Origin of the sequence: Agromyces intestinalis (assembly GCF_008365295.1) — a bacterium.
Lineage (GTDB): Bacteria > Actinomycetota > Actinomycetes > Actinomycetales > Microbacteriaceae > Agromyces > Agromyces intestinalis.
This window is the reverse complement of the sequence record NZ_CP043505.1, coordinates 146,485-163,717: the sequence shown is the minus strand read 5'-3', so window position 1 is coordinate 163,717 and position 17,233 is coordinate 146,485. Positions and strand designations below refer to the sequence as shown.

Annotated in this window: 14 protein-coding genes; 5 read left to right on the top strand and 9 right to left on the bottom strand. The window is 65.6% G+C overall.

The genetic code is table 11. The features are described from left to right. The first annotated feature begins 1 nt into the window (after position 1). On the top strand, positions 2 to 3,352 hold the full coding sequence (locus FLP10_RS00780) for a DUF499 domain-containing protein (RefSeq protein WP_210418449.1): 3,351 nt from the start codon (positions 2 to 4) through the stop codon (positions 3,350 to 3,352). Positions 3,353 to 3,403: 51 nt separating this feature from the next. On the opposite strand, the gene FLP10_RS00775 is transcribed toward FLP10_RS00780, so the two are convergent. From FLP10_RS00775 to FLP10_RS17335, 9 genes are all read right to left on the bottom strand, one after another. Then, positions 3,404 to 3,976 carry a hypothetical protein gene (locus FLP10_RS00775; RefSeq protein ID WP_149159135.1) on the bottom strand — a complete coding sequence of 191 codons (573 nt, stop codon included), beginning with the start codon at positions 3,974 to 3,976 and terminating at the stop codon, positions 3,404 to 3,406. Positions 3,977 to 3,983: 7 nt separating this feature from the next. Then, on the bottom strand, positions 3,984 to 4,436 hold the full coding sequence (locus FLP10_RS00770) for a single-stranded DNA-binding protein (protein ID WP_149159134.1): 453 nt from the start codon (positions 4,434 to 4,436) through the stop codon (positions 3,984 to 3,986). A gap of 68 nt (positions 4,437 to 4,504) precedes the next feature. Next, a complete protein-coding gene (locus FLP10_RS00765; RefSeq protein WP_149159133.1) occupies positions 4,505 to 5,050 on the bottom strand; it encodes a hypothetical protein in 546 nt (181 codons plus the stop codon). A gap of 37 nt (positions 5,051 to 5,087) precedes the next feature. Next, positions 5,088 to 6,896 carry a type IV secretory system conjugative DNA transfer family protein gene (locus FLP10_RS00760; protein WP_149159132.1) on the bottom strand — a complete coding sequence of 603 codons (1,809 nt, stop codon included), beginning with the start codon at positions 6,894 to 6,896 and terminating at the stop codon, positions 5,088 to 5,090. A 22-nt stretch (positions 6,897 to 6,918) separates the two neighbouring features. Next, positions 6,919 to 7,914 (bottom strand): DNA-processing protein DprA, encoded by a 996-nt coding sequence (gene dprA / locus FLP10_RS00755; protein ID WP_149159131.1) that lies wholly within the window; start codon positions 7,912 to 7,914, stop codon positions 6,919 to 6,921. Positions 7,915 to 7,940: 26 nt separating this feature from the next. Then, positions 7,941 to 9,428 (bottom strand): ATP-binding protein, encoded by a 1,488-nt coding sequence (locus tag FLP10_RS00750; protein ID WP_149159130.1) that lies wholly within the window; start codon positions 9,426 to 9,428, stop codon positions 7,941 to 7,943. Further along, on the bottom strand, positions 9,425 to 9,862 hold the full coding sequence (locus FLP10_RS00745) for a hypothetical protein (protein ID WP_149159129.1): 438 nt from the start codon (positions 9,860 to 9,862) through the stop codon (positions 9,425 to 9,427). The genes FLP10_RS00750 and FLP10_RS00745 overlap by 4 nt, the downstream gene beginning before the upstream one ends. 59 nt (positions 9,863 to 9,921) lie before the next feature. After that, positions 9,922 to 11,382, bottom strand: a complete 1,461-nt coding sequence (locus FLP10_RS00740; RefSeq protein ID WP_149159128.1) for an SCO6880 family protein — start codon at positions 11,380 to 11,382, stop codon at positions 9,922 to 9,924. A gap of 2 nt (positions 11,383 to 11,384) precedes the next feature. Continuing rightward, on the bottom strand, positions 11,385 to 12,002 hold the full coding sequence (locus FLP10_RS17335; RefSeq protein ID WP_168209065.1) for a hypothetical protein: 618 nt from the start codon (positions 12,000 to 12,002) through the stop codon (positions 11,385 to 11,387). Positions 12,003 to 12,592: 590 nt separating this feature from the next. Between FLP10_RS17335 and FLP10_RS00730 the strand changes: the two genes are divergently transcribed. The 4 genes from FLP10_RS00730 to FLP10_RS00715 all read left to right on the top strand — a co-directional run bounded on the left by FLP10_RS00730 (position 12,593) and on the right by FLP10_RS00715 (position 17,187). Beyond that, complete coding sequence (locus FLP10_RS00730; protein ID WP_210418448.1) at positions 12,593 to 14,695, top strand: AAA family ATPase; 2,103 nt, start codon at positions 12,593 to 12,595, stop codon at positions 14,693 to 14,695. 639 nt (positions 14,696 to 15,334) lie between these two features. After that, complete coding sequence (locus FLP10_RS00725; RefSeq protein WP_149159126.1) at positions 15,335 to 15,802, top strand: hypothetical protein; 468 nt, start codon at positions 15,335 to 15,337, stop codon at positions 15,800 to 15,802. A gap of 110 nt (positions 15,803 to 15,912) precedes the next feature. After that, positions 15,913 to 16,590, top strand: a complete 678-nt coding sequence (locus tag FLP10_RS00720) for a DUF1643 domain-containing protein (protein WP_246150316.1) — start codon at positions 15,913 to 15,915, stop codon at positions 16,588 to 16,590. A gap of 318 nt (positions 16,591 to 16,908) precedes the next feature. Continuing rightward, positions 16,909 to 17,187 carry a hypothetical protein gene (locus tag FLP10_RS00715; RefSeq protein WP_149159124.1) on the top strand — a complete coding sequence of 93 codons (279 nt, stop codon included), beginning with the start codon at positions 16,909 to 16,911 and terminating at the stop codon, positions 17,185 to 17,187. Positions 17,188 to 17,233 lie beyond the last annotated feature (46 nt).

The following is a 17,233-nucleotide window of genomic DNA, read 5'->3' as shown; positions in this document are numbered from 1 at the left end:
TGTGCTCGACCTCGTCGCCGAGGGGCTCGGTCCATGGATGGTCACGTTACTGCACGGCAAGTACGGCAGCGGATGGGCGACGGAGGTGGGTCGAACAGCGGGGCTCACTGGTCGCGATGCTACCCCGAACCAGTCCGACCCGGCCTACCTGTTCTGGGTCTTCGATAAGCAGTGGCACCAGGTCTTCAAGGACCAACTCACTTTCGAGGACAAGCGCGTCGTCTCGGCATTATGGGACGCGCGCAAGGAGTGGGCGCATGGCGAGCGGATCTCCTCGGAGCGCACTGAGCGGGTGCTCATGGACGGGGAGCACATCCTGCGGTCGACCGGGGCGGTTCAGCTCGCCGACGAGGCGGACGAGATGCGTCGCGAGTTTCGACGCCTGATGTTCGAGGAGGACCAGAAGCGGCTCCAGCGTGCACAGGAGAAGGCCCTATCGGTTCAGGTCGACTCGACCGGACTCCCGGCCTGGCGAGATGTCGTTGAGCCCCACGATGACGTTGCTCGTGGAACCTTCGAGTTGGCGCAGTTCGCGGCCGATCTGCGCCAGGTCCATCAGGGTGTGGCTGGCCCTGAGTATGGCGACCCAGTCGAGTTCTTCGGGCGTACCTATCTCACGCGTGGTCTGCGCTACCTGCTGGAGCAGGCGATCAAGCGCCTGAGCGGTGGCGGCGGTGAGCCGGTCATCGACCTCATGACGTCATTCGGTGGTGGCAAGACCCACTCGCTCCTCGCTGTTTACCACGCCGCGGCCGGGGTGCCTGCGGAACGTCTCCCAGGAATCGGTGAGCTGCTGGATGGCATCGGTGTCGCTGAGCTTCCCGCGAATGTGAGTCGCGCAGTCCTGGTCGGGAACGACTTGTCGATCCTCGGCATGCCCAAGCGTGAGGGAATCACGGTCAACACGCTGTGGGGCGAACTGGCGTACCAGCTCGGCGGAATCGAGGGCTACGAGCTGCTCAAACGGTACGACGAGCAATCCGTGCCGCCAACCACCACGGCGCTCGCGGACCTGTTGAGCAAGTACGGCCCTTGCATCGTCCTGATCGACGAGTGGGTCGCGTACCTGCGACAGCTCTGGTCGCGTGACAAGACCGCACCCGCTGGCACATTCGATGGGCACATGACCTTCGTGCAGTCGCTAACCGAGGCCGTCAAGGCTGTGCCGAACGCGCTCCTAGTTGTCTCTCTGCCCGCCTCAGACGTTGTGCGTGACATGCCGGGGTCCGACGCCCCGATCGAGAACGAGCACGAGGTTGGGGGCACAGCTGGCCTTGAAGCCCTGCGACACCTTCGCTCGGTCATCCACCGGCTGGAGTCTGCGTGGCAGCCCGCCACGATCGAGGAGTCTTTTGAGATCGTCCGGCGGCGCATCTTCAAGCCGTTCGGGCGAGAGCAGGATGCGGCGCGCGATCTCGTGGTGCACAAGTTCATGGACCACTACATGCGCTATGGGTCTGATGTGCCGAGTGAGGTTATGCAGCCGGGCTACCGCGCGTCGATGCGCACTGCGTACCCGATCCATCCCGAGCTGTTCGACCGGCTCTACAAGGACTGGTCGACGTTGGAGCGTTTCCAGCGCACCCGCGGCGTGCTTCGTCTCATGGCGACGGTTGTCTATGCGCTATGGACGAGTGGGGATCGATCGCCCATGATCCTCCCTGCCTCTATTCCGCTCGACAACGCCAAGGTCTTCGACGAGCTGGCCAACCACCTCGACGACTCGTGGAAGCCGATGGTGGACGCCGATGTCGCGGGCGAGACCTCGACGGCGAACGTCGTCGACAGCGACATCAGAATCCTCGGCCGGTCAATGGCCACCAAGCGCGCCGCCCGGTGCGTCTTCCTCGGCACGGCGCCTATGGCCAACCTCCGCAACCGCGACGGCACCGCAGCAACCATCCGCGGTATCGAGCAGAAGCGTGTCGTTCTCGGATCGACCTACCCTGGGGACAACCCGGCGCACGTCACGGACGGACTGCGTCGACTGGGTGACCTCGGCAAGTACATGAACCGTGACCAGGACCGGTACTGGCTGTCGCTACAGCAGACGGTTGCTCAGATCGTGCAGGAGCGCGCCGACTCGTACCACGAGGAGCAGGTCTTCGACGAGCTGGCGCAGGTTGTCCGTCAGGAGACCGACAAGGGCCTCTTCGAACGCGTCCACCGTTTCCCGCACGGCAGCATCGACGTCGAGGACGATCCCGGCATCGGTCTCGTGATCTTCGGCCCCGACCGCCCCTTTTCGAAGCGAGGACGCTCGGTCGCCGAGGACGCGGCGATCGAGTTCCTGACGAAGCGCGGCACCAACGCCCGCATCCACAAGAACAGCCTCGTGTTCCTCGCCCCCGAGGTCGATCGCGTCGACCTCCTGCTCAACGCTGTCCGGCAGCGCATGGCGTGGGAATACATCCTCGAGAACCGGGATTCGCTCAACCTCGATCAGCACAACATCAAGGTCGCGGAGTCGCGCGTTGCCCAGCAGAAGCAGACGGTGAAGGACTCCATCCGTGAGGCATACCGGTGGATTCTCGTGCCTACGCAGGAGCCGGGGGCCGCCGAGATTGAGCTTGAGTCGATCCTCATGAACGGCGACGGGACGCTCGCCGAGCGCGTGACCAAGAAAGCCGACGCGGGCGAATTCGTCGTCCGAACTTTCTCGCCGTCGCTACTGCGCATGCAGATCAACCGCCTACACCTGTGGCGCGAGAAGCCATACGTTCCGCTCGACGTACTCGTCGGGTACTTCAGCCAGTACGTGTACATGCCCAAGGTGGCGCAGCCGAAGGTCGTCGTCGACGCCGTCTGGCATCTCGACGACGCCCTCGTCGTGGAACTCGACGGGTTCGCGTACGCCGACTCGTACGAGGATGGCAGGTTCAGTGGACTGACTATGAAAGCGCCGTCCGCGGTGCGCCAGGGCGGGCTCGTGGTCGACCCGGTGGTGGCGGCTCAGCAAATCGAGGCCGACACCAAGGTCGCCGACCGGGAGAGCGGTGAAAGCGAGTCGGGTGGGACCGGCCCCGGTGCGGGCGTTTCAGGCACGTCGGTTGGGGGTACGGGGACAGGCGCATCGGGATCGACCACGTCGGCTCCGGGCGGACGCCCTGCGGCGGCCGTGCCCACGCGATTCCACGCCACGAAGGATCTTACTGTGAACCGGGTCGTGCGCGACGCCGGACAGATCTATGAGGAGATCGTGTCCCACTTCGTGACGGCCGGCGTCCCGGTGCGCGTCACCATCGACATTGAGTCGGACCAGCTCGCCAGGTTGACCGACGACCAGCGCTCCGCCATCCGAGAGAACTTGAAGACGCTCGGTTTCGCGGATAAGGATTGGTCGATGGATTGACCGGGACGCCTGGACCAAACCGCGGCTTCGCGCCCCTCAACCGACCATGACTCAGCCCGAAAAGCTGGGTGCGCCCGCCCTCCCGGCGATTGGTACCTCCGCGCTGCGTCGGCGCGCAACATCCGCGTCGACGAACTCCACGAAGTCGGCGTCCCGATCAATGATTCCGAAGTCCTCGACCGTCTCTGCTGGAGGCTCGCCCGGCCAGGTGGTTTGCCGCGTCGGTCGATCGCGGTCCAGTCTTGTTCCTGAGCTGGCGACCCAGTCGTGGAGGCGCTGGCGGGCATCGGCGAAGTCGCGGTGCCATCCGAACGGTGCCGAGCCGTGTTGATCGGGGTCGTAGGCGCTAAGCCAGTGCAGATGGAGAGCGGAGAGCTCCCACACGAGTTCGGGGTGGCGATGCCAGAGCGGGGGAACGACGGACGCCGGCAGGCCGTACGCGCGGCGAAGCCAGTTGACCCAGCGGTTGAGCTCTATCCACTCGATCTCTGCTTCCTCGGAGGTGAGCAAGTTCCAGTTGATCGGGTGCGGGGGCTCCGGGGTCAGAGGTCCGTCGAGGTCGTCGAACGCGTCGGGGCCGAGCGCGTCGTCGTCCGTCTGCCAGCGGCTTGAGGCATCCGTCATTGTCGTCTCACAGCCCGAGGGTGGAAGTCTCGCCGCGGACCAGCGTCGGCCTTCGTGATGCCAGCGCGGCGGGCACGGCCCGCTCGACGGTCGGTCCGGGTCGCCGTGAGCGGTCGACGTCGTAGTTAGTGCGGGCGAGGTCGTGGCCGATCTTCTTGGCGACGAACTCTTCGCGCTCGATGATCTCGCCGTCGCGCTCGACCGGGAAGGTACGGACGTAGCCCTCGGCGACGAAGCTGTCGCCCTTCGTGAAGCGGGCGAACGCGCGGTCGGCGGTGGCGCGGTAGGTCACGAGGTCGTGGAAGCTCGGCTCGAGCTCGCTGAAGCTGCCGTCGTCTTCGCGGCGGAAGTGCGGCTGGCCGATGCGGACGTAGAAGCGGGTGTCGCCGTTCTCGGTGATGGACTGCTGCGGCTCCGAGGCGATGAAGCCGGAGAGCGACTGCTGCGTGTGAAGAGCCATGGGACTCGACCTCCTGTTCGTTTCGGCGGGCCGATCGGTCCGCTCGAGGAACAGGTGCGCCGGCCGATTCATGAGCGCGGCGTCGCGTACGGGTCAGGCGGCACACGGGGATGCTGCGTCGTGCGGACATGGGCGAGGTGCACGGTCTCGACAGCGGTTCGGAGTCGGTCGAATCGTCCGATCGGATTCCCTCGGTATTGGGCGAGGTAGTAGACGTCAGTGCCTTGCCGCGTAATGCGGATGCCGCCGTAGGCGTGGCCATCCGAGTCGCGCATGGTCCATGTGCCTGGACTGTTCTCATCGGCGTTGAGAAGCGGGTGCCACTGGGTGGATCCGGGCTGCTTCGTGTTCACGGCGGCGTCCTTCACTTGGGCGGATGTTGCTTCTTGATAGAGGGCCCAGACGACCTCGGCGCAGAGGCGGATCTCGTCGGCGGGGAAGTAGCCGAGGAAGGCCCGCGCATCGTCATCTGCGGACCACGTGTCGGCGCGGAGGAGGGGTCGGGGCGGATATCCAGCGGTCACCGTTCGGATGATGGCGATGCGCCTGCTTGCGTCGAATTGCAGCCAGGTGCCGGGCCCGACGACCCGGAGCTTTGGCTGCCAATATCGCATGCTTCGAACATACATTCGAAGAACAGTTTCGCGGCCATCAGTCTTCGGGAGTCGGCGGCGATTCTGGCGCAGCCGCTCGAGCCGGCTCCCGCAGCAGCCGTTCGATCTCCATGCGGTGCCCGCGTAGCTCCGCGGCGTCCGATCGGCTCGTCCACATCCGCAGTTGGGCGATGACTGGGGGAGCGGCGCGCAGGAGGACAAGTCCGGTGCCGAACGGGAGGGTCCGGATGGTGTCGGGTGGCATCGTTGCGACGCGGCGGATGGAGCGCTGGGACGAGCGGGATCCGCGGTCGCCGACGGTGGTCGAGTCGGTGGCTTCGTCGCGCTCGCCGATGAGCGTCGACAGGTCCTGGAGGTCCCGGGAGTTAGATGCTCCGCCGAGGACGATCTTGACGATCGAGGAGTCCCAGATCGCGTTGGCCGCGTTGTCGCTCCACTTCGTGCGAGCTTGCGCGAGGGACTGCAGGACCGGCATCGTCGTGATCCCGGTGCCTCCGCCCTCGGCCATCAAACTGGGCAGCGACGGCAGGGGTGCGAGGTTGCCGATCTCGTCGAGGGCGAGCAGGAGTGGTGGGTCGAGGCGTGCGCCGGGGTTGCGGGCCGCCATTCGTCGGGCGGTCTCGATGAGGTCTTCGACGAACGCCGAGACGAGCGCTGCGGAGTTGTTCGCGCCGGCGCCGGTGGCGAGGAGGTAGAGGGTGCCGTTGCTGCGGAGGAATCGTTCGGGGTCGAATGCCTCGCCGTCGGTCGGTGAGACGGCGTCGAGTACCCGGGGGTCGGCGAGGGCGCCGAGGGAGAGGGAGACGCCTTGCCAGATGGAGTCTCGGGTGCGGGGGTCAGCCTCGAGCATGGCCTGGAGTGAGTCGCCCCATCCGGTCGCGGCGTTCGGGTTGCTGAGCAGGATGGAGACGGCGTCGTGGGCGGCGGACGGGTCGAGCGTCCAACGGAAGAGCTCGGCGGGCGGGCGACGGTCGAGGGCCGCGGCGTGCAGGAGGGACTGGAGGGCGGTGCGGGTCTTCGCCTCCCAGAAGCCCCCGCCGTCGACGCCGCCAGCGGCAAGGCCGGTGCCGGCGGCGAGGCCGGTGGCACGAATCATTGCGGTGAGCGGGTCTTCGCAGCCGCGGATGGGCGACCAGCGCAGACCGGCGGGGACGCCGGCAGCGAGGTGCTGCGGGTCGAATACCGCGACTGGTCCCGTCCGTTGCCGGGCTCGAAGTGTGACGGTGAGGTTGTCCGGTCGGGTGGACGTGGTCACAACGGGGCCGGGTGCGTCGAGAATGGCGTTGATCACGATGTGTGCGCCCTTGCCGGAGCGGGGTGGGCCGATGACGAGCATCGAGTCCTCGACGCTTGCCCAGACCGTGGTGCCGCGAGCGCGACCGATGACGTAGCCGACGTCAGCTGGGCCGGCGTTCGTGAGCGAGGGGCGCAAGTGGATGGCCCGCTTCATGAGCGCGGCGCGGGATGCGGCGCGCGTCACCTCGGTTCGCGTTGCGATGCCGGCCATGCGGTGAGGATCGAGTTTTCGGGTACGAGCTGTACTGCGAAGCATCCGCCACAACCAGATCGTTGCAACCATGGCGATCGTGATCAGCACGGCAGCACTGAACCAGAACGCGACAGGGTGCAACCCGGGTGCGCCGAGCGCGGCGGATGGGTCACCTGGATTCAGGAGTACGGCGAGCCCGGCCTCGGGCCCACCGGCCGGTTGGGGGAGTCCCGTCGCCCACGTTGCGATCGAGCCGGCCACGCGGAGGAGCACTGCGAAGCCGGCCGCCCCGATCAGGAGCGCGATGCCGAGGTTGGCGAACTCGTCGCCGAGCGTCCCTGTTCGTGTTGCGTTCATCGACGCACCCTTCGCGTGGGCACTACAACACCAGACCTGGGCCGGCGCGGTCGAAGCGTCGGGCTGGGGAGTAGGCGAAGGTCCGGTCACCTGAGAACCCGCTCGTGGAGTCGAGCAGGTCGGTGACATCCTGAGCATCGGTGACGAGACTCGCGACACCTTCCTGGATCAGCCGGTGGCATCCGGCGCTCGCGGCACTCGTCACTGGTCCGGGCACGGCGCCGACCGGTCGGCCGAGCGAGTGCGCCTGGCTGGCGATGTTCAGTGACGACGATCGGTGCCCGGCTTCGACGACGACCGTCGCGCCCGAGAGCACGGCGAGGAGCCGGTTGCGCTGCTGGAAGCGCCACCGAGTGGGCGCAGCACCCGGCGGCAGTTCGCTGACGATGAGGCCGCCAGCGTCCGCGATGCGCTCGAAGAGCTGTTCGTGACCGGCGGGGTACGCGCGGTCGAGCCCGCTGGCGATCACGGCGATTGTCGACCCGGGCGATGTGGCGGTTGCTGCACGGTGCGCTGCGCCGTCGATCCCGTACGTCCCGCCGGAGACCACCACGCGGCCCTGGGCAGCGAGCCCTGAGACGAGTTCGGTGGTGACGTGGTCGCCGTAGCTGGTGGAGGCGCGTGCGCCGACGACGGTGACCCTGCTGGGGATGGGCGTTGCGAGCAGGCTGGGGTCGCCTTTGAGCCAGAGCGCGAGGGGTGCACTCGCGCCGAGTTGCTGGAGTTCGCCGGGCCAGTCGAGGTCGTCGGGGGTCAGCAGGCGCAAGTCGTGGCGTTTCATGTCGGCGCGGATTCGTTCGACCTGGTCGGGGTTGATGCGCGGGGCAAGCCGACGCCGCCACAGTTCACCTTCGGCCGGGTCGACGCCGTTCGGCAGCCGCTCGCCGGTCGTGACGAGGTCGACCGTTGCGGCGGCGCCGAGCCGGCCGACGAGTGTTCCGGTGATGATGTCGTTCGGCTCGGACAGCGCGGCGAGCGTCATCCTCGCTTCTCGCTCCAGGTCCAGGGTCTCGGTCATGTGGGGTGCCTCCTCGATCTGATCGACTATTGGCCCGCAGTCATGCGGGCGGTCGTGTCGAATGCTTCGAGCTCGTCGGGGTGGAGTTGGTGTTGGACGACGAAGCTGCGGTCCTTGACACGCCAGAGCCCCTGGCCGGTTCCGAGCGCAGGGAGGAGCTTCTGCTCCGTGCCGCTGAGTCCGAGGGCGGTCGCGGTGTGACCGAGTTGGTCTGGCTCCTGGCGGTAGACGATCCGGGTTTCCGCGTTCGCGAGCAGGGATGATGCGAGGGCGCGCATCGCGGAGCCGGAGTCTCCGACGTTGTCGAGGTCGCTGAGCTTGTGGAAGACGAGCATGTTCGCGATGCCGAAGTGGCGTGCGAGCCGCCACTGCGCGTCCATTCGGCGCAGCAGCGCGGGGTATGCCATCAGCCGCCAGGCCTCGTCGTAGATGACCCAGCGTTGGCCGCCTGCCGGGTCGGCGAGCGCGGACTCCATCCACGCCGACGAGCAGGTCATCAGCACTGAGATGAGGGTCGAGTTCTCGGCGACGCGGGAGAGATCGAGCGAGACCATCGGCAACGACGGGTCGAATCGGACGGTGGACGGCCCGTCGAAGAGGCCGGCGAGGTCGCCGGCGACGAGGCGGCGCAGCGCGTGGCCGACGAGGCGCCCGTCTTCTGCGAGCCGGCCGTCGTGGTCGTCCTCGCTGTTGGGTTCCAGGATGCGGTCTACGACCATCGGGAGGATGGGCACCTCCGCGCTCCGGACTGTGTCGGCGAGCGCGAGGTCGATGGCGGTGTGTTCCAGCGGACTCAGCGCCCGGTCGAGCACGGTCTCGGCGAGCGCGCCGATGAGCTCACGGCGACGTGATGCCAGCTGGGCGGCCCACTCGGCGTCCGACGCAGACGCGGCGCGGTGCCCTTCGTCGAGCGGGTTGAGCCGGTTGCGCAGCCCATAGCCCAGGATGATCGCCTTGCCACCGACCGCCTCGGCGACGGCCGTGTGCTCGCCCTTGGGGTCGCCGGGAACGTACACCCGCCGCCCGAATGGCAGCGACCGGGTGTAGAGCGACTTCGCGAGCGACGACTTCCCCGAGCCGACGATGCCGGCCAGCACGATGTTCGGCGCCGTGATCATGCCCCGCTGGTATAGGACCCACGGGTCGTAGACGAACGATCCACCCGAGTAGAGGTCCTGGCCGACGAAGACGCCTGCCGAACCGAGCCCCGCTTCGGCGAGGAACGGGTAATGCCCGGCCAGCGTCGCCGACGTGTCTTGGTGCTTGGGCAGCTTCAGACGGCCGGGCATCCTGAGCTGCGCCGGACCCGTGTCGCCGGCCGCCGGGAGGTAGGCGGCCGACCGAGCTTCCGCCCGCTCGGCTTGCCAGCGGGACCGCGCCTCGAGGGTCTTCGCCCGTCGAGCATCCGCTTCGATCTGCGACGCCGAGCGTTTCCGCGCACGCCGGTCGCGGCGGTGCTCGTTGTGGGGCACCGCGAGCGTCGCGGTGTGCAGCCGTTCGTCGACCGTGTTCACAGCGCGATCGCGTGCCGGGTCCGGTGCGCAGACAGCGCGGGGTCGACGTCCCAGTGCTGCGGAATCGCATCCCGGAAAGGTGCGGATGTCTCGACGGATGCCTCATGCACCACTGGTTCAGCATCGAGCGAGGCCTCGTAGCGGCGCAGGAGCGAGACATATCCGTACTGCTCGCTGTAGGTCAGCGCGTACGGCGAATCGGGATCCTCGATCGTGCGGTCGGCCGATCCGACGGGAATCCGGTCGTAGACGTAGCCGTTCACGAGCGCGGCATCCGTTGTCTCGTCGCCGAAGTCCCTCTGCTGCAGGTACTCGATTGCGGCTGCTTCGCCGTCGCGGTCGATCATTGCCAGCAGCTCGCTGGCGTCCTCATCCTGCAGGAAGACGACGCTGATCCATCGGGACGTCGATGCGTCCATTCGTTCGTCGATCATGATGGCTCCAATCGGATGCTTCGCACGCGAGGTGCTTCGCAGAGGAGGTGTGCCCGGCTTCACACGCTGCGGCAGAGCGGCAGGGCGGCGGCGGTGAATGCCTGCGCCTGTTGGCCGACGAGGCGGCGGATCTCGCAGGACGCCTGGATCGCGGCCTGCTCGATCGTCGACACAGCGGCGTCAAGGTCGTCGACGGTCGGTGCCGTGATGCAGACGAGACCGGTCGCGCGCAGTACGCCGTGGCCGGCGGTGAGGTCGGCCTCTTGCTGCAGTACGTCTTCGTACTCGGCGCTCGAGCCGGCGTCCTCGATCTGGCCGATCCGTCGGCGCTGGTGGGCGTCGCTGATGAGCTCGGTCTTCTTCTTGCGGAGATCCCTCGCAGCCTGGTCCGCCCGGACGGGCAGGTAGTGCAGCGACACCGTCCGGAGCACGCCGTTGGTGAAGACAAGCGGCGAAAGGAAGCCGGGGTAGACCTGCGATCGTGGCCATTCGCTGATCCAGAGCACGGCATGGAACGCGCTGTCGGAGCGGAGCCGATCCCAGCTCTCGGCTACGGCCACGGGGCCGGCTGCGTCCAACGAGCGTCCGACTTCGGGATGCCGGTCGAGTTCGACGCCGACCGCCGGGTCGTAGGCCGTGCGCAGGATGCTCGCGAGTTCGTCGGCGGTGAGCCATCCGCCGACGATCAGGTCTGCGGCGCGGAGCGCGCCCGTCAGTGCCGCCATCTCCTGGCGAAGCACGGTCGCTGCACCGCGCATGCCGCCGCCCGACGTGCGGACCTGTCGCGCGGCGGCCTTCAGATCGAGGGAGAGGCTGATCGTGGTCGCGTGTCGTTCGCCGGCCGGCCCGGCCCTTTCGATGAGGTCGCGGTAGGTGGATGACGCCCAGCTGTCGTCTTCGATCCCATGTCGCTGCCACCATTCGGCGAGACCGGTGCCCGAGTCGGGGAGGGTGCGCTCAGCGACCTGGAGTCGTGCGATGCGCCCGGATCGGCAGGCGCCGGCGAGCACCCGGCCCCAGCCGGCGACGCGACGATGCTGCTCGCCGGGATCGAGGAGCGCGAACGCCGGATGCGACACCGTCACGATCGCTGTGAGGGTCTGCGTGTGCGGGTCGTGGATCATGACCGCACCTGACTCGGGATCGTTCCATTCCCGGAGCGGCGCCGCGTCGCCCGGCAGCGCGAGCGTGCCGGCCGGGCGCGGCTTCACGATGCGGCGCCGATAGGTGAGCTGCCCGCGTGCGGCACGCCAAAGCCAGCGGCTGACGATCGGCACCCACTCGACGACCTTCCGGCCGCCGATCGGGATCGCCGCGACCGCGGCTGCGGTTGCCCAGATCGGGCTCGTCCATGCGATGCCCGCGGCGCCGGCGGTGTACAGCGAGACGACGAGGGTGAGCACGGCTATCGAGAGCGCGATCAGTTGGGGGAGTGAGAGACCGAGCAGGATGCCTCGTCGCGTGAGCCGCGAGAACTGGACCGGCCCGAGTTGATACGCGGTGCTCGTTTCGGTGCCCATGGCTACACGTCCTTTCGTGCGCGTCCGGCCGCCGGGGAAGCAGCATCCGGCCAAGGTGTGGGGGTCTTCGCCTTGGTGGGGCCGAGCACCGGAGGCGGCGAACTCGGCGGAGTGGATGCCGCGGCGTCGCCGGCCGATGCCGAATGGGTGTCCGCGACGCTGCCGACCGCGTTTCCGACCGTCGGTCCGGCCTTCGCTGTCGACGACGCGACGGCTGCGCCGGCAGCGACCCCTGCCCCGAATCCGGCCGCCGCTGCGCCTGCCCCGGCGGTGCCCGCGCCCGCAGCTGAACCATGCGTCGCGGACCCGCCTGCTGCACCGGTCGGCGCGGCGGCTCCGTTAGGTCCGACGCCGCCGGTCCCTCCGCCACCGGGAGCGCTGCCCCCGCTGCTCCGGGCAGCTGGCGCCTGGCCACCGCGCCCCGATCGCGCGACACTGCCACCATCGTTGTCGCCGAGAATCTTCTTCGCACTGTCGGAAATCGGCCCGTTGGGCACCGGCACCGGTCGGTTCATCGCAGACTTCGCCTCCTGCTCACTCGACATCGCGTGATACATGTCCAGGCCGACGAAGTTGAGGAACTTGTACGTGATGTACGGCGCGAACGCGGCGATGAACATCAGTACGATCCCGGCGATCGGATCGCTGATGGATGCCAGATCCGCATCGATCGGCGCGGGCGCGTTGGTACGCCGCTTCAGCTCGGGTGCTTGGCATCGGATCGACCTTAGCCACCACCTCGGACACGCCCGTACGAATCGCCGCATGCAGTTGACCCGAGTTACGAGGACGTCGCTGCCCTGGCTGCCACCGCCAAAGCGACAGGAGAGACGCACATCCTCAACTGAGCCACGATGTGGCGGTGACGGATACTGCTCATAGGATCGCGAACGAGGCTGGAGCCCCTCCTTGCCCCTCTTCGATGGGATGCACCTCATCTGAACGAGTACATCGCTCGACCGCTTGTCGTGCAGCTAGAGCATCTTGAGACGGATCCAGTACGCCGAGACCTCGCTCGGGCGTCTCACAGCGATCGAGCACGAGAAGATCCAAACCAGACCGGTCGCGCTCGCGGCCTATTCCGCACAGTCACCAGGACCTTCAGCAGTCCCGATCGGCGGCTCTTGACCTCTCGTGTCTGCACGCAATAATCAGTAGCACCATGTCGACACCGCCACTAACTCAACAGACAGCTCCCGCACCTCCAAGCGTGTCACTTCAAATCCGAATTGCGAACTGCAACAGTCTTGACATCGCGGAGATCACGCTCGCCAAGTCGGCTCTGAATATTAAGTACGGGCCCAACGGAATCGGTAAGAGCACCATCGCTCGTGCACTTACCCTTCGTGCTGAGGGAGACGACGCGCTCAAGGCTCTTACGCCCTTCAAGTATCGCGATGGGACAGGGCACCCTCAGCCGTCGGTTGAAGGCGCAGATGACATCAAGAGCGTCCTGACATTCGATGACAGATATGTTTCACAGTTCGTCTTTCAGCAAGACGAAGTCCTGAAGAACAGTTTCGAGATCTTCATCAATACGGCTGAGTACCAGGCCGGCAACGAGGAGATCGAAGAGCTTTTCGCGGCGCTGCAAACCACGTTCGTGGAGCAGGAAGAGTTCGACAAAGCTGTTCACGCGTTCACGCATCTTTGCGAGGTCTTCGGTGTGACGAAGACGGGTGTTCTCTCGAAGAGCACAAAGGGCTACAAGGCGATGGCCGTCGGCGGCAAGTTGCAGAACATCCCTGAGCCGCTGAAGGGTTACAAGGGCTTCTTGCAGAGCAATGACCCAGCCAGCTGGGTAGCTTGGCAGGCGAAGGGTAAGAGCTTCCTCGATCTGTCAGACAATTGCCCGTTCTGCTCCATCGATGGTGTTGACAAGGCTACGGCCGAGCTGGTCTCCGCGGAGTACGAGACTGCAACAGTCAAGAACATGAGCCAACTCCGAGCCGCAATCGAGACCGCCGGCCACTACTTCGACCCGTCCTACCTGGCGCAACTCAGCGAGATGCTGACTCTCATCACGGAGCCGAAGCCCGAACAGCTGCAGTTTCTCGCGACCCTTCGTGGCGAAGTTGAGGTCTTCCTCAATCGCCTCAAGACGCTTCGAGGACTTGCGTTCCATACGCTCCGCGACGAGGAGAAGGTCGACGAACACCTCTCTGGACTGAAGATCGACCTCGGACTTCTGCGGTCCCTCAACTCTGAGACGACCAAGTCTGTCGTTGCGATCATCAATTCCAAGCTGGATGAGGTTGCTTCCCAAATCTCAGTGGTCAAAGCGCGAATTGGGCAACAGCGCGGCCGAGTCAAGCGCCTGATCGAAGCGAATCAGAAGCAGATCAACTCCTTTCTGGAATCCGCGGGGTACCGATACCAGGTTTCGATTGAGCCCAGCGATGACTCGTATCGAATGCTCATCCAGCACCAGGACCTACCAGGCCACCTCGGGGCGGCAAACAGTCATTTGAGTTACGGAGAGCGCAACGCCTTCGCTCTAGTGCTCTTCATGTACCAAGTGCGGCGCGAACAACCCGACCTCGTGGTCCTCGATGACCCTGTGTCGAGCTTCGACGACACGAAGAAGTTTGCGATTCTGCATGAGCTCTTCCGTGGCAAGAACAGCATCCGCGACCAAACGACCTTGATGCTGACGCACGATCTCGAGCCTGCCATCGATATCGTTCGGCTCTCGACAAGGCGGCTTTTCGCAACGGCGCATCCCGTTGCTCACTTTCTCACCAGCAAGCGAGGAACGATCACCGAGAAGCCGATTGGCAAAGACGACCTCAAGACATTCGGTGAGGTCTGCGATGCCAATATTGCCGCGGCGAGCGATGACATCATCAAGCTCATCTATCTGCGTCGCAAACTTGAGATTCTTGGCGTCAGCGACGCGAGCACGGACGTGCTCTCGAATTTGTTCCATCTTCGTGTCGCGCCGGACCGCCCTGTCGGGGGTGGCGACCGCGAGCCTCTCAGTCCTGAAGAAGTGGCGGTCGGCTCATCGAAGATCGGCGAAGTGGTGCCTGGGTTCGACTACGGCGTCGTGGTCGATGGGCTGCGTGACCTAGACACCCTCAAAGACAAGTTCGCCGCCACGGCCGTCGGCTATGAGAAAGTGCAGCTCTTTCGAATGATGCTCGAGATCGATGAGCCTCAGGAGGATGACACGTTCAAGAAGTTTGTGAATGAGACCTTCCACATCGAGAACGAATACGTCATGCAACTCGACCCGCGCGAATTCGACTCGGTGCCGGAGTTTGTGGTCCGGGAGTGCGAGCGACAAGTGGCTCTGATGAAGGTCACCTGATCGGCCAGGTTCATGAGCATAAGGGAGCCGCATAACCCTCCAGAAGCTCGACGCAGCACGGGCGCGCAGCGCTGATCGCCGCTCGTCGGGTCGCAGACGAGTCCGCCGAAGCATCCGCTGGTCGACCGTTCGTCCCGCCGGCGACACCGATTGTCGGTCCCTCGTTCTAGAGCGCGGGCAGGGGCAACTTCCAAAGGCGATGCCACATACGGTGACGTCACAGGCCCGGAGCATCCGGCGCCCTCCAACGTCTTTGTTGCTAGGTCAGGGAGGGCCGCAGCATGTTCGCATTCGTCTTCGCGATCGTTCAGCGTGCGCTGCACGGGCTGATGCCGACCAACACCCTGCTCGAAGCGATCACACCCATCGCGGACTCAGGTCGGGCGTCCCGGCGACACTGGTCGCGGTGCGGTGTGGCCCGGCATGATTCGGCCTGGCTTTCGTTCCCATCAGAACGAAATCCAGGCCGCTTTAGATTGAACGCCCAACCGCAAGCCGACCGTTTCCAAAGGTCTTGATAGTCCGGGATAGAGTCGCGCACGTGATGACGGAACCCGTGCCCGCGTGGTCGTGAAAGTTGAGGAGTCCTGGTATTCACAGCTACGAGAGCGGTGGAGGCCGCAACATGTCAGGCTGCTGATGATCGCCGAGAGCCCGCCCGACGATGGCGGGGACCTCCTTCATCGGCGATTCTTCTACGCGGACAGGCTTGGCGCTGACAACCTCTTCCGTGGCGTCGTCGCGGCTATCTTTGGGACCACGAAGGATGAGCTGAAGCGAACGGGGAAGCGCCCATGGCTGGAGCGCCTTCAGGCTGAAGGGTTCTTCTTGATCGATCTGGCACCGTACCCGGTCAACGGTCTCAGCGGTGCAGCACGTCGGCGTGCCCTGATCGACGCCGTTCCCGGGTGCGTGTCCCGCGCAGCGAGACTTTCGCCCGACGGCGTTGTCGTAATCAAGGCCGATCTTTACCCGATGCTCGAGGGTCCCCTCCGCGACGCCGACCTCCCGCTCCTGCAAGACGGCCCGATCGCGTTTCCCCTTGGGAACACACGTGCCGAGTTCGTCGACGGGTTCAACAGGGCTCGGTCGAAGCTCGGGGCGTGAACCCGTAGACGCGAGGGTCAGCGGGCTGCCTGTCGTCGACCGTTGCCGCGTTTTGCACGGTTCGATTTGTCAGCGATGGTGGGACTAGCGTCCGCTACAAATCCGTGACCATGACCAACGAAGGAGCAGCTGTGACAGCCGAGTCGATCTACGCGAACACCCTGGATAATTCCGCCCGCTTCCTGCTCGGCACAGAGGGCGAGAACCCGCTCATCGTCGTCGGTGTGAACCCGAGTACCGCAGCGCCTGGTGATCTCGACCTCACGGTCACCAAAGTGACAGAGTTCGCCAGGCGCAACGACTTCGATAGCTGGGTAATGCTCAACCTCTATCCGCAACGTTCGACCGATCCGACGGGTATGCACGATGTACTCGACCCCGCGCTGCAGGCCGAGAATGAGCGACACATCGCCGCGTTCATCAACGGCCGTCCGCTGACGATCCTCGCTGCGTGGGGCGAGTTGATGGACTCCCGGCCCTACCTGCCCACGCTGCTCGCTGGGATCCTCACCTTGCCCGAGCTATCGGGCTGCACCTGGATGTCGATCGACGAACTGACTGCGACGGGTCACCCGCGCCACCCCTCACGCGCGGGTTATGACTGGCCGCTTCGACCCTTCGACGTCGTGCCCTACCTCGCTATCGTCACGGCCCGAGCCGAGGCCAAAGCGAAGAGAAGAGCCGGCCGTGCCGCGACGTTGCCCGGACATGAACCACACGCCGCCGCCAATACGCTGCTGGCCCCCGGAGTAGTCGCCGGGGGCCAGCAGCGGATCCCTATGCAGTGAAGTGCGAAAAAGCCTGCCCTCCCGAGCGTGGACTGCGTCTGAAATCCAACTTCACTCCTACGCCCCATCGTTGCGTGTTCCGCGCGCCGAATCACGCAGTTCACTAGTGGCACGGCGACTGTGGATAGCTTGGAGGTCAGGTCGGCTCGGCCGTTCGCCTCTTCGCCCGCCCGTCACCTGCTCCGGCTGTGGGCGCTTCCCCAATCGGTGCAGCCAAATCCTCCAGGAGCGTGGCACAAGCGCTATCCGCGACCGTCGCCCATGCTTCGATAGACGGGGTAGCCCAAACGGGCCGATCTTGAGCGCTACCCTGTCCACATGCCCAAGTACGAAGCCTCCCCTGAAGAAGCCGAAGCGAGCCTCCGTGAGAGCGGTGATGCAATCTTCACGCTGGAGAACGCACTCGCCGTAGCTGAGGAACGCTCTGAGCAACTGGAGCAAGAGATTGGTGATGCCTTCGACATCGGGGACTCCGAGCGACAGGCAAGCCTTGAAGCAGAGATGGAGCGGGTGCAGCAGGAAATCCAGGACATCAATACTGACCTCGAGGGCGCGAACCAGCACCACATCGACAACCAGACGTTCTGGGGCTTCTGAGCCCGCCAGGGGAACGTAATTGGAGCGCTCTGTCTCGAGCGATCCG